Source organism: Enterobacter hormaechei subsp. hoffmannii, assembly GCF_001729745.1.
GTDB lineage: Bacteria > Pseudomonadota > Gammaproteobacteria > Enterobacterales > Enterobacteriaceae > Enterobacter > Enterobacter intestinihominis.
Genome location: NZ_CP017186.1, coordinates 2793460 through 2814800 on the forward strand (window position 1 = coordinate 2793460; position 21341 = coordinate 2814800).

The 21341-nt window shown below is 58.4% G+C and carries 16 protein-coding genes and 2 tRNA genes; 12 read left to right on the top strand and 6 right to left on the bottom strand.

The features are described 5' to 3' along the window. The first annotated feature begins 40 nt into the window (after positions 1 to 40). Positions 41 to 1690, top strand: a complete 1650-nt coding sequence (fumA, locus tag BFV65_RS13180) for a class I fumarate hydratase FumA (RefSeq protein ID WP_069596737.1) — start codon at positions 41 to 43, stop codon at positions 1688 to 1690. Here fumA and BFV65_RS13185 read toward each other — a convergent pair. Further along, entirely contained in the window at positions 1679 to 2584 is a 906-nt protein-coding gene (locus BFV65_RS13185; protein WP_069596738.1) for a LysR family transcriptional regulator, read from the bottom strand. The two genes, fumA and BFV65_RS13185, sit on opposite strands and share 12 nt — an antisense overlap. Positions 2585 to 2679: 95 nt before the next feature. Between BFV65_RS13185 and BFV65_RS13190 the strand changes: the two genes are divergently transcribed. The 3 genes from BFV65_RS13190 to BFV65_RS13200 all read left to right on the top strand — a co-directional run bounded on the left by BFV65_RS13190 (position 2680) and on the right by BFV65_RS13200 (position 6332). After that, a complete protein-coding gene (locus BFV65_RS13190; protein WP_046619328.1) occupies positions 2680 to 3975 on the top strand; it encodes a serine hydrolase domain-containing protein in 1296 nt (431 codons plus the stop codon). Positions 3976 to 4235: 260 nt separating this feature from the next. After that, the gene (gene tcuC, locus BFV65_RS13195; protein WP_023300503.1) at positions 4236 to 5537 is read left to right on the top strand and encodes an MFS transporter; all 1302 of its coding nucleotides are present in this window, start codon (positions 4236 to 4238) and stop codon (positions 5535 to 5537) included. 6 nt (positions 5538 to 5543) lie between these two features. After that, a complete protein-coding gene (locus tag BFV65_RS13200) occupies positions 5544 to 6332 on the top strand; it encodes a substrate-binding domain-containing protein (RefSeq protein ID WP_048966300.1) in 789 nt (262 codons plus the stop codon). On the opposite strand, the gene psrA is transcribed toward BFV65_RS13200, so the two are convergent. Further along, the gene (gene psrA / locus BFV65_RS13205) at positions 6304 to 7206 is read right to left on the bottom strand and encodes an L-proline-binding transcription factor PsrA (protein WP_023300505.1); all 903 of its coding nucleotides are present in this window, start codon (positions 7204 to 7206) and stop codon (positions 6304 to 6306) included. The two genes, BFV65_RS13200 and psrA, sit on opposite strands and share 29 nt — an antisense overlap. 266 nt (positions 7207 to 7472) lie before the next feature. Between psrA and mtfA the strand changes: the two genes are divergently transcribed. Then, on the top strand, positions 7473 to 8270 hold the full coding sequence (gene mtfA / locus BFV65_RS13210; protein WP_063146279.1) for a DgsA anti-repressor MtfA: 798 nt from the start codon (positions 7473 to 7475) through the stop codon (positions 8268 to 8270). Here the strand turns inward: mtfA and BFV65_RS13215 are convergent. Continuing rightward, complete coding sequence (locus BFV65_RS13215; protein ID WP_069596739.1) at positions 8267 to 9475, bottom strand: MFS transporter; 1209 nt, start codon at positions 9473 to 9475, stop codon at positions 8267 to 8269. The two genes, mtfA and BFV65_RS13215, sit on opposite strands and share 4 nt — an antisense overlap. Before the next feature lie 138 nt (positions 9476 to 9613). Here BFV65_RS13215 and BFV65_RS13220 point away from each other — a divergent pair, with 138 nt between their 5' ends. The 6 genes from BFV65_RS13220 to BFV65_RS13245 all read left to right on the top strand — a co-directional run bounded on the left by BFV65_RS13220 (position 9614) and on the right by BFV65_RS13245 (position 17823). Then, positions 9614 to 11356, top strand: a complete 1743-nt coding sequence (locus tag BFV65_RS13220) for an IucA/IucC family protein (protein WP_069596740.1) — start codon at positions 9614 to 9616, stop codon at positions 11354 to 11356. Next, a complete protein-coding gene (locus BFV65_RS13225; protein WP_069596741.1) occupies positions 11356 to 12303 on the top strand; it encodes a GNAT family N-acetyltransferase in 948 nt (315 codons plus the stop codon). Before BFV65_RS13220 ends, BFV65_RS13225 begins: the two co-directional genes overlap by 1 nt. After that, positions 12300 to 14042: an IucA/IucC family protein gene (gene iucC, locus BFV65_RS13230; protein WP_045623409.1), complete on the top strand. Its 1743-nt coding sequence runs from the start codon at positions 12300 to 12302 to the stop codon at positions 14040 to 14042. Before BFV65_RS13225 ends, iucC begins: the two co-directional genes overlap by 4 nt. Beyond that, positions 14039 to 15364: a lysine N(6)-hydroxylase/L-ornithine N(5)-oxygenase family protein gene (locus tag BFV65_RS13235; protein WP_023306541.1), complete on the top strand. Its 1326-nt coding sequence runs from the start codon at positions 14039 to 14041 to the stop codon at positions 15362 to 15364. The genes iucC and BFV65_RS13235 overlap by 4 nt, the downstream gene beginning before the upstream one ends. Before the next feature lie 26 nt (positions 15365 to 15390). Beyond that, positions 15391 to 17580, top strand: coding sequence for a TonB-dependent siderophore receptor (locus tag BFV65_RS13240; RefSeq protein WP_038416341.1), 2190 nt, complete (start codon positions 15391 to 15393; stop codon positions 17578 to 17580). Positions 17581 to 17747: 167 nt separating this feature from the next. Then, positions 17748 to 17823: transfer RNA gene (locus tag BFV65_RS13245), tRNA-Asn, on the top strand. Between the two features lie 99 nt (positions 17824 to 17922). Here the strand turns inward: BFV65_RS13245 and cbl are convergent. Both cbl and nac read right to left on the bottom strand, forming a co-directional pair. Further along, positions 17923 to 18873, bottom strand: coding sequence for an HTH-type transcriptional regulator Cbl (gene cbl, locus BFV65_RS13250; protein WP_003859532.1), 951 nt, complete (start codon positions 18871 to 18873; stop codon positions 17923 to 17925). 96 nt (positions 18874 to 18969) lie between these two features. Beyond that, entirely contained in the window at positions 18970 to 19887 is a 918-nt protein-coding gene (gene nac / locus BFV65_RS13255) for a nitrogen assimilation transcriptional regulator NAC (RefSeq protein WP_022648585.1), read from the bottom strand. A gap of 320 nt (positions 19888 to 20207) precedes the next feature. On the opposite strand from nac, the gene BFV65_RS13265 reads away from it, so the two are divergent. Further along, positions 20208 to 20283: transfer RNA gene (locus BFV65_RS13265), tRNA-Asn, on the top strand. A gap of 81 nt (positions 20284 to 20364) precedes the next feature. Here BFV65_RS13265 and ldtA read toward each other — a convergent pair. Further along, on the bottom strand, positions 20365 to 21297 hold the full coding sequence (gene ldtA, locus BFV65_RS13270; RefSeq protein ID WP_032671311.1) for a L,D-transpeptidase: 933 nt from the start codon (positions 21295 to 21297) through the stop codon (positions 20365 to 20367). Between the last annotated feature and the right edge of the window lie 44 nt (positions 21298 to 21341).

Here is a 21341-nt window from a genome sequence, read left to right on the forward strand (position 1 = left end):
GGACATTTCCTCCGGCGGTTAAATTTTTGTGGAGCAAGCTATGTCAAACAAACCCTTTATCTACCAGAACCCCTTCCCACTCGCGCATGACGACACCGAATATTATCTGCTGACCAAAGAGCACGTTTCCGTTGCCGAGTTCGACGGTCAGGAAGTGCTGAAAGTCGAGCCAGAGGCGTTGACCCTGCTGGCCCAGCAGGCCTTCCACGACGCAGCGTTTATGCTGCGCACCTCTCACCAGAAGCAGGTTGCGGCTATTCTGAGCGACCCGGAAGCCAGCGAGAACGATAAGTACGTTGCCCTGCAATTCCTGCGCAACTCCGAGATTGCGGCGAAAGGCGTGCTGCCCACCTGTCAGGATACCGGCACGGCAATCATTATGGGTAAGAAAGGCCAGCGCGTCTGGACCGGCGGCGGTGACGAAGCCGCGCTGAGCCAGGGCGTGTATAACACCTATATTGAAGACAACCTGCGCTACTCGCAGAATGCGGCGCTGGATATGTATAAAGAGGTGAATACTGGCACCAACCTGCCCGCGCAGATCGACCTCTACAGCGTGAATGGTGACGAGTACAAATTCCTCTGCATGGCGAAAGGCGGCGGTTCCGCCAACAAAACCTATCTGTATCAGGAAACCAAAGCGCTGATCACCCCGGCGAAGCTGAAAAATTATCTGGTTGAGAAGATGCGGACCCTCGGCACCGCGGCCTGCCCGCCTTACCATATCGCCTTCGTTATCGGCGGCACCTCAGCGGAAGCCACGCTGAAAACCGTCAAGCTCGCCTCTGCGCGCTACTATGATGGCCTGCCAACCGAAGGCAATGCGCACGGCCAGGCGTTCCGCGACGTCCAGCTCGAGCAGGAACTGCTTCAGGAAGCGCAAAACCTCGGCCTTGGCGCGCAGTTTGGCGGGAAATACTTCGCGCACGATATTCGCGTGATCCGTCTGCCGCGCCACGGTGCCTCCTGTCCAATCGGCATGGGCGTCTCCTGCTCCGCTGACCGTAATATCAAAGCGAAAATCAACCGCAACGGGATCTGGATTGAGAAGCTGGAGCACAATCCGGGCCAGTATATTCCTGAATCCCTGCGCCAGCAGGGAGAAGGCGACGTGGTAAGCATTGATCTGAACAAGCCGATGCCCGATATTCTGGCGCAGCTTTCCGCGCACCCGGTCTCCACCCGCCTGTCGCTGAATGGCACCATTATTGTGGCGCGCGACATCGCCCATGCGAAGCTGAAAGAACTGCTCGATAACGGCGAAGCCCTGCCGCAGTACGTCAAAGATCACCCGATTTACTATGCAGGCCCGGCCAAAACGCCGGAAGGCTACGCGTCTGGCTCCTTAGGTCCAACCACAGCCGGGCGTATGGACTCCTATGTAGACTTATTGCAATCCCACGGTGCGAGCATGATCATGCTGGCCAAAGGCAACCGCAGCCAGCAGGTGACGGACGCTTGCCACAAGCACGGCGGCTTCTACCTCGGCAGCATTGGCGGCCCGGCGGCGGTGCTGGCGCAAAACAGCATCAAGAGTCTGGAGTGCGTGGCGTATCCGGAACTGGGAATGGAAGCGATCTGGAAAATTGAAGTGGAGAACTTCCCGGCGTTTATCCTGGTGGATGACAAAGGCAACGATTTCTTCCAGCAGATCCAGAACAAGCAGTGCAAAGGCTGTTCACAGCGCTGAGTCTTTCCACAATGACGGCAGCAGCGACAGCGTTTCATTAATTAACCCGCGCTTGTCGCTGCCCGGTTTCCAGATCGTCACCATCGTTTGACCGATCCCCTGGCTGCCCACTTCGGTGTGCAGCCTTTTTACGTTTTGCCATCGCGCCGCCTGAAGATGCGTCGGCAAAAATCCCCAGCCGCACCCTTTCTCCAGCAGGCCGCGCAGCATCTCCAGTTCGTTAGTGAAAAGCGTGTGCCCTGAAATTTGCAGGCGACGGGCAACCGGCTCGTCTGACGCGGCATGCATAATCACCTGCGGAACCAGAGAGAGATCGAGCAGCGACACCGGCGACGCAACCTCCGCAAAAAGCGTCGTTGCGGCGTAAAAATCCATTTCGATCGCCCCCAGCGACCGCCACTCCATCTCATTGCCCACGCTGCGGTTGCGCGCCTGGCAGATCCCCAGATCGGCCTGACCGTTCGCCAGCATGGCTTCCGCCTCATCGCGCGATGCGCTGGTCAGGCTCAGGCGGATCTTTTTCGCCGCCAGTGTGGCAATCAGCGCCTGTAAAAAAGCTCTGGGGGTGAACGGATCGTAAACGAGGGCAATGTCCTGCGTGGCGCTGTCCGGCACCGATCGGGCAAACGCCTCAAATGCTTTGACCTGCCGCATCAGCAGGTGCGCCTGCCGCTGAAGCTGCTCCCCCTCCGGCGTCAGGCGCAGGCTGCGCCCCTCCCGCAGGAACAGAGCGTAGCCCAGCCCATCCTCAAGAAAATCGATCAGATCCCGCAGGGTTGTACGATCTTTGCCGAGTTTACCGGCCGCCTTCATCAGGCTGCCGTGCTCAGCGACGGCGGTGAACGCCTCAAGTTGGGCAAAGGAATAGATCAGGGATGCCACGTCATTCTCCACGCGATTTTTCCGGGGGATTTTCCCCCATAACGCGTTTTTTATTATAGGCCGCAGGTTCTTAAACTGAAGTCCTTCCTGAGCCAAACGAGATAAATATGAAAATCAAAACAAACCGCACACTGCTCGCGGCGCTGGTTGTCAGCAGCCTGCTCTCGCCCGCCGTCATGGCGGCCTGCAACGGTACCGACCTCACGACCTGTCCGGCGCCTTTCGATGCCAGACTCCCGGATGCACATACCATGCTCACCTGGAGCCAGGCCGATCGCGTGGTGGGCTTTCGCAATGACTACCGCAACTACGCGGGCGATGTGTTCCGCCACGGCAACGCAACGCCGCTGCTGCCCGCAGAAAAACCGCTCACCGATGCCCGCTATCAGGTGAAGGGTAAGATTTACAATCTTCAGGATTACCTGAAACGCCAGAACGTCAGCGGCATGCTGGTGCTGAAAAATGGCAAAGTGGCCTATAAATACCTGGGAGAAGGCAATACCAACTCAACGCTCTGGACGTCGCGTTCCGTGGGCAAATCTGTGGTTTCCGCGCTGGTGGGCGTTGCGATAAAAGAGGGTAAAATCCACTCACTGGACGACCTCATCACCCAGTACGAACCGGATTTAAAAGGCACCGCCTGGGAGGGCGTAACGCTAAAACAGCTCATCACCCACACCTCGGGCGTGGCGTGGAACGAAGATTACACTAACCCGCAGTCAGACTTCGCCCGGCTTACCGAATGCGAAGCGAAACCGGGCACCTACGACTGCGTGCGCACCCTGGTGAAAGGATTACACCGTGAACACCCGGCGGGTGAAAACTGGTCCTATTCCTCGGGTGGCGCCTGGCTGTTAGGCGATGTGCTTGAGCGCGCCACCGGCATGACGCTCGCGGCGTATCTGGAGAAAAGCATCTGGCAGCCGTACGGCATGGCGAGCGACGGCGTGTGGCATGCCTACAGCAAAGGCCAGCACGACGTGGGTGCGCATGGATTTAACGCCACGCTGGAAGACTGGGGGCGTTTCGGAGAGTTCATCCTGCATAACGGTACACTGCCGGACGGAAAGCAGATCCTCCCCGAGGGATGGGTGAAGCAGTCCTCAGCCTGGACACAGGCCAAAGGATCGGTGTCCGAGGCGCATCCGAAGGGGTTGTACGGCTACCAGTGGTGGAACAACGAAGTGCCGGCCACCGCCACAAACGTGGAGCCGAAAGTCGAAAATTCGCTGAAGGATTCCCTGTGGGCGCTGGGTATTTTTGGTCAGATGATCGTGGTTAATCAGAAAGAAAAACTGGTTATCGTCCAGTGGTCCACCTGGCCGCAGGCAGAGCCGTCATTCAGCGCCCAGCCGCTGGAAGCGTCGCTGATGTTTAGCGCGATTGCCAACGCGCTGCGCTGATAATCCCAAGCCAGGCCCCGCCTGGCTTCTCTCCTGCGCGGTGTCACAAAACTGATATATCAGCAACTTAGCGAAATGTGGTAAATAAAAGATCACCGAAATGTTAAGTTATTGTTGAATATGTAAATACTGGTCAACGCTTTGTCATTAATGCACCACACGCATCAGTCCATGTGCGATTTGCGCTTATCAATTTCCACTTCCTGATCCAGTTTTCAGAAACAGACGAGCATAACGTCACTATAAAACTGGAGATAATTATGGTTTCCTCAACCTCACCTGCAACGGTTCGTTCGAAAGCGGGCGCGATTTTCCGCGTCACGTCGGGCAACTTTCTTGAGCAATTCGACTTCTTTCTGTTCGGCTTTTATGCCACCTACATCGCCCACACGTTCTTCCCGGCAAGCAGTGAATTTGCGTCACTGATGATGACCTTCGCCGTCTTTGGCGCGGGCTTTCTGATGCGTCCGATCGGGGCCATTGTGCTGGGGGCTTACATTGATAAAGTGGGCCGCCGTAAAGGGCTGATCGTCACCCTGTCGATTATGGCCGCCGGAACCTTTCTGATTGTGCTGATCCCTTCTTATCAGAGCATTGGCCTTTGGGCGCCGCTACTGGTGCTGACTGGCCGCCTGTTGCAGGGCTTTTCGGCAGGCGCCGAGCTGGGCGGGGTTTCGGTTTATCTGGCGGAGATCGCCACGCCGGGCCGCAAGGGTTTCTACACCAGCTGGCAGTCGGGTAGCCAGCAGGTCGCCATTATGATCGCGGCGGCGATGGGCTTTGCGCTGAATATGGTGCTGGAAGAGAGTGCCATTCGCGAATGGGGGTGGCGTATTCCGTTCCTGTTTGGCTGTCTGATTGTGCCGTTCATCTTTTTCCTGCGCCGCAAGCTCGAAGAGACCGAGGAATTCAGCGCCCGTCGCCACCATCTGGCGATGCGTCAGGTCTTCACAACGCTGCTCGCCAACTGGCCAGTAGTCATCGCGGGCATGCTGATGGTAGCGATGACCACCACCGCGTTTTACCTGATCACCGTTTACGCGCCGACCTTCGGTAAAAAAGTCCTGATGCTCAGCGCCTCGGACAGTCTTTTGGTCACGCTGCTGGTAGCCATTTCTAACTTCATCTGGCTACCGATTGGCGGTGCACTGTCGGACCGCTTCGGACGCAAACCGGTGCTGATCGCCATGACGCTGCTGGCGCTGGCGACCAGCTATCCGGCACTGACGATGCTGGCGGCAGCCCCGAGTTTCTCCATGATGCTGACCGTGCTGCTGTGGCTCTCTTTCCTCTACGGCCTGTATAACGGCGCGATGATCCCGGCCCTGACGGAGATCATGCCAGCAGAGGTGCGCGTGGCGGGCTTCTCGCTGGCTTATAGCCTGGCAACGGCGGTCTTTGGCGGTTTCACGCCGGTGATTTCTACCGCCTTAATTGAGTACACCGGCGATAAAGCCTCCCCGGGCTACTGGATGAGCTTTGCCGCCGTTTGCGCCCTGCTGGCAACGCTTTATCTCTATCGTCGTCGCACGTTAATTCTGCAAACTGCCGTTAAGGAGTGATCCCTCATGCTTACATTCAGAACGGTGATTGCCGCCCTGACCTTCACCACCCTCAGCGCGGGCGCGCTTGCGCAGGAGGTGACGGTGATGATTTCTGGCGGCTTCAAAGCGGCGCTGGAGAAGCTGACGCCGCAGTACGAAGCGCAAAGCGGCGACAGGCTCATTGTGGTCTCCGGCCCGTCGATGGGCAAAACACCGCAGGCCATTCCGGCTCGGCTCGCCCGGGGCGAAAAAGCGGACGTGGTGATTATGGTTGGAGATGCGCTGGCGAAACTGGAACAGGATCGCAGGACGGCGGCGGGCTCCCGCGTGGAGCTGGCGGATTCGCCCGTCGGGATGGTCGTCAAAGCGGGCGCGCCGGTGCCGGATATCAGTACGGTACCCGCCCTGCGGCAAACGCTGCTGAAGGCGCATTCCATGGCTTATTCCGACAGCGCCAGCGGCCGGTATGTTGAGAGCCAGTTGTTCCGTAAGCTGGGCATCGACGGCCAGGTCCAAAATAAAGCGCACCGGGTTGAGCGCATCCCGGTGGCGTCTGAAGTGGCAAAAGGGAAATACGATCTCGGCTTTCAGCAGGTGAGCGAGCTTCTGCCGGTCCCGGGCGTGACGTTTGTGGGTAAGTTGCCTGACGACATACAGTACATTACCCGTTTCGCCGGAGCCGTAACGCAGAAGGCCGACCATCCTGAGCAGGGAAAAGCGCTGCTGGCCTTTCTCTCCTCGCCACAGGCGGCCAGCGTCATTACGGCAACGGGCTTAACGCCCGTCAGTGCACCTCGCGATACTGCTCGGTGATCAGCGTTTCGAGTTCGGCAGCAATGTAGGACTGGATCCGCCCGCGGCGGCGAATCAACCCCACGGTTCGCCTGACCTCTGGCTCGGTTAAAGGCACCGACGTCAGCAGCGAATGCTCTGCGCGGGGCATTGACATGGCGGGAACGGCCGCAATGCCGATCCCGGCTTCAACCATCCCGAGCATAGTCGTCACGTGCCGCGTTTCGCAGATGCTGGGGCGCTCAGGCCGAATATGTCCGACCCGCTGGTCGAGAAGATTGCGGTTGCCGGAGGTCTTATCCAGACCGATATAATCCTGCTGATAAAAAGCCTGCCACGTCAGGCTTTTTCTTTTTGCAAGCGGGCTGTCTCGTCGGCAGGCGGCCACGTAGACGTCCTCCACCAGCGGGACAAACTCGATGTCGGGCTGTAAACTCCGGGCAAAGCAGATACCAAAATCCGCCTGTCCGCGGGTGACGGCCTCGATAACATTTCCGGCGCTGCTGTCGATAAGTTTAATGCGCACGCGGGGGTAACGAGACTGAAAGCGGCGGATCACATCCGGCATAAAGTAACAGGCGGCTGACGGCACTGTCGCCACGGTGATTAATCCCGTGCGCTCCTCGCTGGCCTTATCGATATCCGAAAGCATGGACTCCACGTCGACAAGCAGTTGCCCGCACCGGTCGGCAAAGGTCTGTCCATACAGGGTCAGCGTGACGCGCCGGGTGGTTCTGTCGAACAGTTTTGTCCCCAGTGCCGCCTCCAGCTTTTCAATTCTTCGACTCAACGCCGACTGGGAAAGGCAAATAGATTCTGCCGCAAGACGGAAATTGCCGTATTCCAGTAAAGCGCGGAAGGCGTAGAGATCGTTGAGGTCAAAATTGACGGGCATACTGACGGGATCCTTAAGCACGGTAGGGTAAGAAGAGATTTATCATAGCCGCGTACGACATACTTCACAAAATGAAGGGGATACCCCTAAAGCGCTATCAACCTGACGGCACATAGTGATAGTTTATGCGGGCTGGATTCCTCTTAAACAGGCTGCCAGTCTGCATGCCGCCGAAGAGGAGTGTCATACTGCTTAACAGAGTATGTTGGCATGCTAACAGCCCCTGACCTTTCCATTTTGTTCACGTGCGAGTAACGAGCAAAGCGATGATTAAGTGGCCCTGGAAAACGAACGAAGCTGGTCGAAATATGGCGCTGCCCTGGGATGAGGCTCTGGCGATCCCCGTGCTGGCGAATCTCTTGCCTGAAGAGCAATCAAAGCTGATTCAGCTGGCCGAGCGTTTTTTACAGCAAAAACGGCTGGTGCCGCTACAGGGCTTCGAACTGGATCCGCTTAAAAATTCGCGCATCGCCCTGCTCTTCTGCTTACCGGTACTGGAGCTGGGTATCGAATGGCTGGATGGCTTCCATGAAGTGCTGATCTACCCGGCGCCGTTTATCGTCGATGATGAGTGGGAGGATGACATCGGGCTGGTGCACAACCAGCGTATGGTGCAGTCCGGGCAGAGCTGGCAGCAAGGGCCGATCATCCTCAACTGGCTGGATATTCAGGACTCGTTCGATGCCTCGGGCTTCAACCTGATCATTCACGAAGTAGCGCATAAGCTGGATACCCGCAACGGCGATCGCGCCAGCGGCGTGCCGCTGATCCCGCTGCGTGAAGTCGCGGGATGGGAGCACGACCTGCACGCGGCGATGGAAAACATTCAGGATGAGATAGACCTGGTGGGTGAAAGCGCGGCCAGCATTGATGCCTATGCCGCGACCGATCCCGCCGAGTGCTTTGCGGTGCTGTCCGAGTATTTCTTTAGCGCACCTGAGCTTTTTGCCCCACGCTTCCCGGCGCTGTGGCAGCGTTTCTGTCATTTTTACCAGCAGGATCCGCTCCAGCGTCTGCGGCAAAGTGAGGACGCAGCCAGCACCTCCTCTCATCCGTTCCACTAATGTTCAGCAGGGGTACGATCGGTCGATCGTACCCACACGCTCACCGCGAGAAACAGCAGCGCCATTCCCCATGCGGCAGTAATCAAAAACTGCTCACCGTAAAAGCGCGTCACCACGGGTACCAGCAGCGCACTGGCCCCGTACCCCAGCGTATGGCTGGTGGCGATCACCCCTGCCCCTTTGCCCGTCGTCAGCCGATCGTTGAGCAAAAGCTGGTATCCCGGCGTGGCCATGGCGGCACCCAGCGAGGTGATGACAATGCCCACGTAGAACAGGGCTAAACTGGCGAGACACATCAGCCCAAGCCCCGCCACCATCAAGACCGCGGCAATTAAGAGTAAAACCCTCGGGCTAAAATGCTGCGGGCGTACCACCAGAAACTGCGCCGCCATGGTCGCCAGCGCGGCCAGGCTCAGCAGCAGGGCGACATGATGGCTGATTTGCACGGCATCGCCATTAAATAACGGATGAAGATGCGGCGATAAACCAAGCTGCATCAGGCTGACCAACGCCGCCAGCAGCAGCGCCAGCAGCAGGAAAGGCATCATAGAGGCCTGTAACCGCGTCGACTGGTGCGCCACCGGCGGCAGCGGGGGATCGGCGGCTTCGCGCAGCACCAGAAGCAGCGCGATAAACGGTGCCAGCGCCATCAGCCAGAGCGGTGCGACCGGGCTGACGCTGAGCATCAGCGCGGCCAGAGGCGGTCCCAGCAGACGCCCGCAGCTAAGGCCAGAGCTTATCGTTGCCAGCGCCGCCATTCTTTTATCCAGCCCCGCGCGTTGAATGGCCCACGTCTGGGCCGCAGGCACCAGCCCCGATACCGTCAGGCCGTACAGCATGCGCGACAGAACCAGGCCCGCCATTCCCCAGAGGGCATTCAGCGCGCCGTTGGCCATCGCCCAGACCACCAGCGCCATCAGGACGAAGCTCGCCAGATAGCCGCCTAACGAGGCCAGCATCACGACCTTACAGCCGTGCCGCTCGCTCTGGCGTCCCCACCAGGGCGATGCGGGTAAAAAGAGCATCGAGCCGAACATCAGCAGCCCGGCCCAGACGGAGAGCGACAGTCCGGTCAGGGAGACCAGCTGCGGCAGCATGACCAGCAAACCGTTTTGTCCGATACCCAATAAACCGGCGCCCAGTGCAAGGGGCCAGTTTGCCTTCGGGGCCATATTGTCAGTGATGTTCTCAGTACAGGTGCGCATAGAATTGTGAAGATAATGTCAATAAATGTGTGGAAATTATGAAGTTTATGAAAACAAATATTGCAAAAATAGTTGCGGCTGTAAACAGAATGAATATCATAACGAGAATTATTATCAGTCATGGAATGAGGTACATCTATGCGTGCTCTGCCCCGCTCCGCCGGTACAGATGTTGCGGCCCAGTGTTTTTTGAACGCGCTGCTGCGCGAAACGAAGGACTGGCACTATCTTCCCGCAACCCGTGCGGATGAGTTATCGCAGATACATATCCCGCTCTCCCCAACCCAGGCCATCCGGGTTCCGGTACGCTATTTCTCCCCCACGCAGCATCACCAGTATTGTTTCCCGGCCACGCTGATTCAGGCTGACAGCGACGGCGGTGACACGGTCACATTCCATCAACTGATTGATTTCATTCTTGAAAAAGAGACAGTAAAAGGCGCTCTGGACGCCGATACGCTGGCCCGCTTTAAGCAGCGCGTCCTGGAGAGCCATACGCACACCTGGCAGGCCATTGATTTACGCCACAACTGGGCAAACCTGCGCGATAAGCCGCTGACCTTTGCCGAAGCGGAACAGGCGCTGCTGGTCGGCCATGCTTTTCATCCTGCCCCAAAATCGCACGAGCCGTTTAACGAGGCCGAGGCGCGCCGCTATCTGCCGGATTTCGCCTCGCGCTTCCCGCTGCGCTGGTTTGCGGTTGAGCATGAACTGATTGCCGGGGACAGTCTGAACGTCTCCCTGCGTGAACGTCTGCTGCGCTTCGCGGCCCAGAGTGCGCCGGATCTTCTCGGCCACTTCACCGACACCCGCTGGCTGCTGCCGATGCATCCGTGGCAGGCTGCCTATTTGCTGGAGCAGCCGTGGTGCCAGCGTCTGGTTGAAAAAGGCGCCCTGCGGGATCTTGGCGAGGCGGGCGCACAGTGGCTGCCTACCAGCTCTTCCCGCTCGCTGTACAGCGAAACCAATAGCGACATGATTAAGTTTTCCCTCAGCGTGCGGCTGACCAACTCCGTGCGCACGCTGTCGGTCAAAGAAGTTAAGCGCGGCATGCGCCTGGCGCGGCTGGCGAAAACGGCACGCTGGCAGGAACTCCAGGCGCGCTACCCGACCATGCGCGTGATGCAGGAAGACGGCTGGGCCGGGCTGCGCGATGAAAGCGGCGTCATTCAGGAAGAGAGCCTGATGGCCCTGCGCGTCAACCTGCTGTTTGATACGCCAGATACCCAAACCAACGTGCTGGTGAGCCTGACCCAGGCGGCACCGGACGGCGGCGACAGCCTGCTGGCGGCAGCGGTGCGCCGTCTGAGCCAGCGTCTGGATCTCCCGCTCGCCCAGGCCGCGCGCTGCTGGCTGGACGCCTACTGCGACCGCGTATTGCTTCCGCTGTTCAGCGCCGAGGCGGACTACGGTCTGGTCCTGCTGGCGCACCAGCAAAATATCCTCGTTGAGATGCAGCAGGATTTCCCCGTTGGGCTGATCTACCGCGATTGTCAGGGCAGCGCCTGGACCGAAGGGGCCGACGCGTGGCTGAAAGAGGCAGGCGAAACCGAGGTGGAAAACCGCTTCGGTGAGAGCCAGCTGCTGCGCTACTTCCCTTATTACCTGCTGCTGAACTCTACCCTTGCCGTCACCGCCGCGCTCGCCGCTGCCGGCTTCGACAGCGAAGAGAACCTGATGCCCCGCGTGCGTGACGCACTGGCCAAACTGCGCATGACGGCGAAGCAGACCCGCTGCCTTGATTATGTGCTCGACAGCCCGACCTGGAACTGCAAAGGCAACTTCTTCTGCTACCTGCACGATCGCAACGAAAACACCATCGTCGATCCGGCGGTGATCTATTTCGACTTTAGCAACCCGTTTTATAAGGAGAAGGCGTGATGGCAAACGCGAACATCGTCCATTCCGGCTACGGCTTTCGCTGTACGGCCACGGAACAAAACCTGCCGCTGACGCTGGGTCTTGACGGCAGCGCGGTCCTTGCGCGTCTGGCCGGGCTCCCGGACGGCTGGCTGGTGGACGCCCTCGACCAGCTGTTTGTTGCCGCACCCGCCCTGACCGGCATTACCCTGCCGTGGGCCGCCTGGCAGGATGAACCTCAGGCGCAGGCGCTGTTTAGCCTCGCAAACGGGGATTATCTGGCGCGCGAAATATTCTGGCAGCTGCCGCTGTGGCTGAAAGGCGAACGTCCGCAGGCGAGCGGCGGAATGCAGTTTGATGAAAGCCGTCAGCTGTACTTCCCGCTGCGCCCTCATCGTCCGCAGGGCGAAGTGTATCGCCGTTACGATCCGCAGATTAAGCGCACCCTGAGCTTCCGCGTAGCGGACGTGGCGCTGGACGGCGAGCGTTTTACCCGCTGGATGAACACCCCACGCGTGAACGCCTTCTGGGAGATGGCGGGCCCGCAGGCCGAGCAGGAAAACTACCTGCGCCGTCAGCTCGACTCGACCTATTGTTACCCGGTGATCGGCTGCTTTGACGATCAGCCATTCGGCTATTTTGAACTCTACTGGGCGGCGGAAGACCGCATTGGCCGCCACTATCGCTGGCAGCCGTTTGACCGCGGGCTACATATGCTGGTGGGTGAAGAGAACTGGCGCGGGGCGCAGTATATCCGCAGCTGGCTACGCGGCCTCAGCCACTATCTGTATCTCGATGAACCGCGTACGGCGCGCATTGTGGCGGAACCGCGCTTCGACAACCAGCGTCTGTTCCGCCATCTGGCATCCGCCGGTTTTGACACGTTGAAAGAGTTCGACTTCCCGCACAAACGTTCCCGTCTCATCATGAGCGAGCGTCACCGCTTCTTCCATGAGGTGGAACTGTGAACGCGCTCTGGCAGAAAGTGAACCGCGAGATGGTGGCGAAGATCCTCGCTGAACTGGAATATGAACGCACCCTGCGCGCCGAGCCGGTTTCGGCGGACTACTGGCGCATCAGTATGGGCAACGCGACCTGGCAGTTTAGCGCCACGCGTGGGATCTGGGGCTGGCTGCATATTGACCCTGATACCCTGACCACCGCCAGCGGCGCGGCGGTCGAAGCGGAAAACGCGCTGCTGCAACTGGCCACCGTGCTGGAGATGAGCGACGCGCAAACGGCGGAGCACATGGAAGATCTCTACGCCACGCTGCGGGGCGACATGCAGCTGTTGCAGGCGCGTGACACGCTGGATGCCGATGCGCTGATCCACCTCGACCCGGACGAATTACAGTGCCTTATGCGCGGTCACCCGAAGTTTATTTTCAACAAGGGACGCCGCGGCTGGGGGCTGGATGCCCTGCGCCTTTACGCGCCGGAATATCGCGGGCGTTTTCGTCTGCACTGGGTCGCCGTGCAACGCGATCGTCTGGTCTGGAGCAGTGACGCCGATTGCGATATCAACACCCTGCTCGCCAGCGCCATGGACGATGCCGAGCGCAACCGATTCGACGCCCGCTGGCAGGAACTGGATCTGGACGACAGCTGGCTGCCGGTGCCGCTGCATCCGTGGCAGTGGCAGCAAAAAATTGCCATTCATTTCCTGGCACAGCTCGCGCGCGGTGAGATGGTGGAGCTGGGAGAGTTCGGCGATGAGTATCTGGCGCAGCAGTCCCTGCGCACGCTGACCAACGCCAGCCGTCGCGCGCCGTATGACATCAAGCTGCCGCTGACCATCTACAACACTTCCTGCTACCGCGGTATTCCGGGCAAGTATATTGCCGCCGGTCCGCTGGCCTCGCGCTGGCTACAGCAGCAGTTCGCCAGCGATGCCACGCTGATTCACTCCGGGGCGCAGGTGCTTGGCGAACCCGCAGCCGGATATCTGTCGCATCCGGGTTATGCCGCATTGCCTGAGGCGCCGTACCGCTATCAGGAGATGCTGGGGGTGATCTGGCGCGAGAACCCATCCTGCTATTTACAGGATGGCGAACAGGCGGTGCTGATGGCCGCGCTGATGGAAACCGATAACGACGGGCGCCCGCTGATTGACGCATGGATCAAACGCTCGGGGTTAACCGCAGACGCATGGCTGGAAAAGCTGTTTGAGGCGACGGTGATCCCCTTCTATCACCTGCTCTGCCGCTACGGGGTGGCGCTCATCGCCCACGGCCAGAACGTCACGCTGGTGATGAAAGATTACGTCCCACAGCGCATTCTGCTGAAGGATTTCCAGGGCGACATGCGCCTGGTGGACGAGGATTTCCCGCAGGCGCAGAGCCTGCCGGAGCAGGTAAAAGCCGTCACCGCACGCCTCAGTGCGGATTACATCATCCACGACCTGCAAACCGGCAACTTTGTCACGGTGCTGCGCTTTATTTCCCGTCTCACCCTGCAATGCGGCGTGAGCGAAACCCGCTTCTATCAGATCCTGGCGCAGGTGTTACGTCGCTATATGGCCGCCCATCCGGATCTTGCGGCGCGCTTCGCGAAGTTCGACCTGTTTAAGCCGCAGATTATTCGCGTGATCCTCAACCCGGTCAAACTGACCTTCTCTGAACACGATGGCGGCAACCGCATGCTGCCGAACTACGTCTGCGATCTTGATAACCCTCTTTTTCTGGTCTCCCAGGAGTCAGCGCAATGAAAACCTATGATTTCATCGGCATTGGTATCGGTCCGTTCAACCTCAGTATTGCCGCGCTGGCAGAGGGGCTGGACGGTTTTAGCTCGCTGTTTCTTGAACGCAAGCCGCACTTCTCCTGGCACCCGGGAATGATGGTACCGGACTGCCATATGCAGACCAGCTTCCTGAAGGATCTGGTCAGCGCCGTGGAGCCAACCAACCGCCACAGCTTCCTGAACTACCTGGTACAGCGCAAAAAGTTCTACCGTTTCCTCACTACCGAGCAGCGCACCGTCTCGCGCGAGGAGTTTGCCGACTATCTGTGCTGGGCGGCGGATAACCTGACTAATCTGGCCTTCAGCCAGCAGGTGCAGCAGGTCAGCTTTGATGAGCAAAACGGTCTATTTGAGGTCGTGACCCAGCGGGATCGCTTCCTGGCGCGCCACGTCTGCGTGGGGATTGGGAAGCAGATCAATCTGCCAGACTGCGTCACCGCGCAGGACGACACCTGCTTCCATGCCAGCGAAATGATGCTGCGCACGCCGGATTTAGCAGGCAAGCGCGTCACCGTCGTCGGCGGCGGCCAGAGCGGTGCGGATCTGTTTTTGAATATCTTCCGTGGGGAATGGGGCCAGCCGCTGAGCCTCAACTGGATCTCGCGTCGCAACAACTACAACGCGCTGGATGAAGCCGCGTTTGCTAACGAGTATTTCACGCCGGAGTATGTGGACAGCTTCTCCACCCTCGGTGACGACGCCCGTCGCCAGATGTTGCAGGAGCAGAAGATGACCTCCGACGGGATCACCACGGAGTCGCTGCTGGCCATCTATCGTGCTATGTATCACCGCTTCGAAGTGCTGCGGGAAAAACCCTGGGCGCACCTGATGCCGTCCCGCTCGGTGACGGCGCTGACGCGCCAGGAGAACGGGCAGCGCCTGAGCATCCAGCATCACCTGGACGGCGGGCGCGAACAGCTGGAGAGCGACGTGGTGATTTTCGCCACCGGCTACCGCGCCGTGCAGCCTGCTTTCCTCGCTCCGCTCTCTTCCCGACTGCGTCTGGATGAGGATGAAGCCTTCTGCATCAACAACGATTTCACCCTTGAATGGGACGGCCCGCAGAGCAACCGCCTGTTTGCCGTCAATGCCGGGATGCACCGTCTCGGTATTGCCGAACCCCAGCTCAGCCTGATGGCCTGGCGCGCGGCGCGAATTCTGAATCGCGCTCACGATGACGAGCCGTTTGAACTGGCAACCACCCCCGGCGTGATCCACTGGCGGAGCACCACCAGCCCGGAGAGCAGCCAGGTTTTTAAATCATTAATGAAGACCACCGAGTACTGACACACACATTCAGGATCAACATAACAATGAAACGTTCTCATCTTTGGGTTTTAAATCCGTGCTTGCTTGCCATGCTTTCTACCTCTGCGTGGGCGGAAGAACAAAAGGAAGAAGATATTGTGGTTTCTGCCAGCCGGGCACATCGCAGCGTGGCAGAGATGGCGCAAACCACCTGGGTTATAGAGCGGGCGGAAATTGAGCAGCAGGTTCAGGGCGGGAAAGAGATTAAAGAGGTGCTGGCCCAGCTGATCCCCGGCATGGACGTCAGCAGCCAGGGACGCACCAACTACGGCATGAACCTGCGCGGTCGCTCCATGATGGTAATGGTGGACGGCGTACGTCTGAACTCGTCCCGCAGCGACAGCCGCCAGCTCGACTCTATCGATCCGTTCAACATTGACCGTATCGAAGTCATTTCCGGCGCCACCTCGCTGTACGGCGGCGGCAGTACCGGCGGTCTGGTGAACATCGTCACCAAAAAAGGCCAGCCGGAGACCGAAGTGGAGTTCCAGACCGGGGCAAAAAGCGGATTTAACAGCCATAACGACCATGATGAGAACGTCTCAGCAGCCGTGAGCGGCGGCAACGACAATGCCTCTGGACGTCTGTCGGTCTCCTATCAGCGCTACGGCGGCTGGTATGACGGCAACGGTGACGAGGTGATTATCGATAACACCCAGACCGGCTTACAGTATTCCGACCGTATCGACGTGATGGGAACGGGCACCATTAACATCGACGATCATCAGCAGCTCCAGTTAACCACCCAGTACTACAAGAGCGAATCCGACGGCAAGCACGGCCTGTTCCTCGGAGAGAATTTCGCTGCGGTCACGGGCGATGCCAAAGCCTATAACAAAGACAACCTGAACTCTGACCGTATCCCGGGCACAGAGCGTCACCTGATAAACCTACAGTACTCGAACACCGACTTCTGGGGGCAGGATCTGGTTGCGCAGATTTACTACCGTGATGAGAGCCTGACCTACTACCCGTTCCCGACGCTGAGCAAAGGCGCGGTGACCAGCATTGGCGCGTCCCAGCAGAAAACCGATTTTTACGGCGGCAAGCTGACGCTGAACAGCAAGCCGATGGATGACCTGACCCTCACCTGGGGTGTGGATGCCGATCACGAAACGTTCGACGCCAACCAGCAGTTCTTCGACTTAAGCAAAGCGGCGGCGAGCGGCGGCATGGAGCTGGACAACGCCTACAACGTGGGCCGTTACCCGGGATACAGCATTACCAACCTCGCGCCGTTCCTGCAAGCCAGCTATGACATTGACGCTATCACCCTGAGCGGCGGCGTGCGCTACCAGTACACCGAAAACAAGGTGGACGATTTTGTCGGTTACGCCCAGCAGCAGGCAATCGCCACGGGCAAAGCCACCTCCGCTGACGCGGTGCCGGGCGGGAAAACCGACTACAACAACTTCCTGTTTAACGCCGGGATCCTTGGACGTCTGACCGAACAGCAACAGCTGTGGTTTAACTTCTCCCAGGGCTTCGAAATTCCGGACCTGGCGAAGTACTACGGCTCCGGCACCTATCAGCTGGTCGATGGTCACTATCGCTTGCAAAACAGCGTGAACGTGAACGACTCAACGCTGGACGGTATTAAGGTCAATGCTTACGAGCTGGGCTGGCGCTTCACCGGCGATAACCTGCGTACCCAGGTGGCGGCCTACTACTCGCTCTCGGATAAAACCATCACTATCAACAAGAGCGACATGACCATCAACCTGGAAGACGACAAACGTCGTATCTACGGGATTGAAGGCCAGGTGGATTATTTCTTCACCGACAGCGACTGGAGCACCGGGGCGAACTTTAACGCCATCAAGTCCGAAACGCGTGAAAACGGGAAATGGGAGAAGCTGACGGTCGACAGCGCCAGCCCGTCGAAAGCCAGCGCATGGGTGAACTGGGCGCCGGGCGACTGGGCCCTGCGCGTGCAGAGCACACAAACCTTCGACGTGTCTGACGCCGACGGTAAGAAGATCGATGGCTATAACACCGTTGATTTCCTGGGCAGCTACGCCCTGCCGGTGGGCAAAGTCAGCTTCAGCGTGGAGAACCTGCTGGACAAAGACTACACCACCGCCTGGGGCCAGCGCGCACCGGGGCTGTATAGTCCAACCTACGGTGCACCGGGTCTTTATACTTATAAAGGCCGTGGACGTACGTTTGGTCTGAACTACTCCGTTCTGTTCTGATCCTGCGCGCCGCCTGTCTGCGGGCGGCGCGATTTGCTGTGCAATTTGAAAGCAAATTTGCTATTAAATCATCGGTTTGCTGAAATTGTCGGCAAACGAACAAAAACGGTGTTTTCCCCTTTGACAAGGCGCACGCAGGTCGATAATATGCGCCTCGTTCACACGATTCCTCTGTAGTTCAGTCGGTAGAACGGCGGACTGTTAATCCGTATGTCACTGGTTCGAGTCCAGTCAGAGGAGCCAAATTTGAAAAGCCTGCTTTTATAGCAGGCTTTTTGCTTTTGTGGGTTCGGTAAATTTGCCGGGTGGCGGCTGCGCCTTACCCGGCCTACTGATTAGCGACTAAATCTGATAATCAATCGCCACCTCTTCCGGCTCCATCACCTGGCGTTTGATCTCATCCACCGACAGCCCCGCGTTGCATAGCTCAATAAAACGCCACACGTAGTTACGCTGAAGCTGCCCGCGCTTTAGCCCCAGCCAGACGGTATTCGCATCGAACAGGTGACGCGTATCCAGGCGCACCAGATTTCCGGCCTCATATTCTCCGCCAGACTGCTCGGCCACCAGGCCAATCCCCAGCCCTAACTCGACGTAGGTTTTGATCACGTCGGAATCCTGCGCGCTCAGCACCACGTCCGGTGTGAGCCCTTTACGCTTGAACGCTTCATCAATGCGCGAGCGTCCGGTAATGCCCTGCCGGTAGGTAATCAGCGGCCATTTGACGATCTCTTCCAGCGTCAACGGCGAAACCTGATTCAGGGGGTGATCGGCGGGTAACAGCAGGCTGTGATGCCAGCGGAACCACGGGAACGCCACCAGCAGCGGGTCGTTGCTCAGCCGTTCACTGGCGATACCAATATCTGCCCCACCGTTATGCAGCAGCACTTCGATTTCCTGCGGCGTGCCCTGGATCAGTTCCAGACGTACGTCCGGGAAGATCTCACGAAATGCTTTGATAACGGTCGGAAGACTGTAGCGCGCCTGCGTATGGGTGGTGGCGATTGTCAGCACACCTGACGCGTCGTTGGTAAAGAGATCTGCCAGCCGACGAACGTTGCTGGCCTCGTTGAGAATGCGCTCAGCGATGGTCAGCAATGCCTTGCCTGGCTCCGTCATGCCCAGCAGGCGCTTGCCGCGACGGATAAAAATCTCAATGCCTAACTCCTCCTCAAGCTCGCGGATATGTCGGCTGACGCCTGACTGGGAGGTGTAAAGCATGTTGGCGACCTCGGTCAGGTTGTAATCCCGCCTGGCCGCCTCACGAATAATTTTAAGTTGCTGGAAATTCACGATTCACTCCGGCGCATCTGACATAAGGCTATTGTTAGAGTCAGCCGGGCTGAAGAACAAATAATAAAAACCAGCATCTTATGCTTATTTGGAATATCAGCTGACCAGTTGCAGCTCGCGATTTTCCAGCGACGGCTTACTGACCAGAGACATCAGGATCTCTTTCACCGCCTGCGCCTGCGGTGACAGGGAGCCGCGCGCGGACATATTCAACGACAGCGGTAAGCTCATGGATGGCGTGGTGATGCGGGCCATCCAGCCATTCGCCGCGCTGCACAGTGAACGTGCGGCAGACTCGGGCAGTACCGTTACCCCCATGCCGCTGGCAATGGCGGCAGTCAGCGTGGAGATGGAATCAATCTCCCCGATAATCTTCGCCGTCAGACGGCGCAGCGAGAACGCTTCGTCAACGCGAACGCGCACGGCGCTGTAGTCGCGCGGCAGGAACAGGTTCATCTCTGCCACGGCGGTTAAATCAATGCTCTGGCCGGGGCAATCACGGGTCCCGACCAGATAAAGATCTTCCTTCAGCAGCGGCTGGCTGGTGATCCCGGCAACCGGTGAGCGATCGTACAGCACCGCCATATCCAGCTGACCGTTGAGCAGTTTGTCATTGAGCACGGAACCACTGTTCTCATGCAGATAAACCAGCACTTCCGGTAGCTCCGCGCGCACCGCCTGAAGCAGCGGCATGGTTACCGACGATGCGGCCGTTCCCGGCGCCAGGCCGATGGAGACATTCCCGCTCAGGGTCTGACCTACGTTGTGCACGGCCAGTTGCGCCTGTTCGCACTGACGCAGGATCGTACGGGCATGGGTATATAAAATTTTTCCCGCTTCGGTAGGCGTTACGCCGCGCTTGGTGCGGATCAACAGTTGCTGGTCCATTTCGCCTTCCAGAGTCGCGACCTGCTGGCTCAGCGCAGGCTGCGCGATATGCAGCACTTCAGCCGCCTGGGTCAGGCTGCCGATATCGACGATTTTTACGAAGTATTTCAGTCGTCTTAAGTTCATGTTGCCCCCTGTTCGAAAATAGCGTGCCGGTAACGGCTGTGTTGTTAAACAGGTTTTGCAATATGGATGCCAGGTTTTGGCAGCGAATAAATATCTTTGCTAAGCGGCTGAAAATAAGGAAAGCCAATCGCTGGTGCCTGTTTTCAGACAGTGACAACGGATTCCGATCTGCCCCATTCGGGGTATATCTGCACAATAATGGTGCATTCCGTTGGCAAAAACGTCAGTTTGCTGTTTTTGTCAGCAAACAGTCTAAAGTCGGCGATCCATCCTTTGACAAGGCGTACGCAGGTCGATAATATGCGCCCCGTTCACACGATTCCTCTGTAGTTCAGTCGGTAGAACGGCGGACTGTTAATCCGTATGTCACTGGTTCGAGTCCAGTCAGAGGAGCCAAATTTGAAAAGCCTGCTTTTAAGCAGGCTTTTTGCTTTTCTGCGTTTGGTAAGTTTGTCGGGTGGCGCTCTGCTTACCGACCTACGGTCCTGTAGGCCCGGAAAGCGCAACGCCACCGGGCATTGCAAGCCTCACCGGCATCCCCGACCGCCGTTCCAGCTCAGCGCCCGCCCCTTCACTTATCAGCTGCGTCCTTTGCGCGGCCGAAATGGGCAGCGGCACTTTTCGGGTTGATTCAAATTCCGCGCGATTGCGTGAAAGCGGCTCGTGAACCTCTACCCAGCGGCTACCATCCGGCTCGGTGGTCACTTTTACGGGCTGATCGATAAGCTGTACCCGCGTCCCCACCGAAACGTTATCGAACAGGTATTTGATATCGTTATTACGCAGGCGAATGCAGCCCTGGCTGACGCGCAGGCCAATGCCGAAATTTGAGTTGGTACCGTGGATCGCGTACAGCCTGCCGATATAAAGGGCATACAGCCCCATCGGGTTATCCGGCCCGGCGGGAACGAACGCGGGCAACGTTTTCCCCTCTTTCGCGTAAGCACGTCGCGTGTTTGGTGTGGGTGACCAGGTTGGGCCTTCCTGCTTGCGCTCAACGGCGGTTACCCAGTTACGCGGCGTTTCGCGCCCGGCCTGACCAATGCCAATAGGCAGCACCTCAACCGTGTTGCTGCCGGGTGGATAATAGTAAAGACGCATTTCCGCGACGTTCACCACAATCCCTTCACGCACCGTTGGCGGCAAAATTAGCTGCTGCGGCACCACCAGCGCTGTACCGGCACGTGGTAAAAACGGATCTACCCCCGGGTTAGCTTCCAGCATATTGCTTAACCCTTGCCCGTGCTGCGCTGCAAACGCTTCGAGCGGCAGGGTATTACCTTCAGGTACGGTGACAGTTATCGGCGCTCCCACCAGGCGGCTCCCCTCGGGAGGGAGTGGGTAGGTTACAGCAGATGCAGCGGGAACCAGTATACAAAGCGTAAAAACGAACGCGGCAAATCGAATCATAGTGTTCTGTACTCGGTCAAAGAGAAAGCCTGCCGGTGGGCAGG

Coding starts and splice junctions, on each gene's coding strand:
- BFV65_RS13220 (WP_069596740.1), top strand. CDS start 9,614: ATGCGTGCTCTGCCCCGCTCCGCCGGTACAGATGTTGCGGCCCAGTGT.
- BFV65_RS13235 (WP_023306541.1), top strand. CDS start 14,039: ATGAAAACCTATGATTTCATCGGCATTGGTATCGGTCCGTTCAACCTC.
- BFV65_RS13190 (WP_046619328.1), top strand. CDS start 2,680: ATGAAAATCAAAACAAACCGCACACTGCTCGCGGCGCTGGTTGTCAGC.
- BFV65_RS13225 (WP_069596741.1), top strand. CDS start 11,356: ATGGCAAACGCGAACATCGTCCATTCCGGCTACGGCTTTCGCTGTACG.
- BFV65_RS13215 (WP_069596739.1), bottom strand. CDS start 9,475: ATGCGCACCTGTACTGAGAACATCACTGACAATATGGCCCCGAAGGCA.
- tcuC (WP_023300503.1), top strand. CDS start 4,236: ATGGTTTCCTCAACCTCACCTGCAACGGTTCGTTCGAAAGCGGGCGCG.
- nac (WP_022648585.1), bottom strand. CDS start 19,887: ATGAACTTAAGACGACTGAAATACTTCGTAAAAATCGTCGATATCGGC.
- fumA (WP_069596737.1), top strand. CDS start 41: ATGTCAAACAAACCCTTTATCTACCAGAACCCCTTCCCACTCGCGCAT.
- BFV65_RS13240 (WP_038416341.1), top strand. CDS start 15,391: ATGAAACGTTCTCATCTTTGGGTTTTAAATCCGTGCTTGCTTGCCATG.
- BFV65_RS13200 (WP_048966300.1), top strand. CDS start 5,544: ATGCTTACATTCAGAACGGTGATTGCCGCCCTGACCTTCACCACCCTC.
- mtfA (WP_063146279.1), top strand. CDS start 7,473: ATGATTAAGTGGCCCTGGAAAACGAACGAAGCTGGTCGAAATATGGCG.
- psrA (WP_023300505.1), bottom strand. CDS start 7,206: ATGCCCGTCAATTTTGACCTCAACGATCTCTACGCCTTCCGCGCTTTA.
- ldtA (WP_032671311.1), bottom strand. CDS start 21,297: ATGATTCGATTTGCCGCGTTCGTTTTTACGCTTTGTATACTGGTTCCC.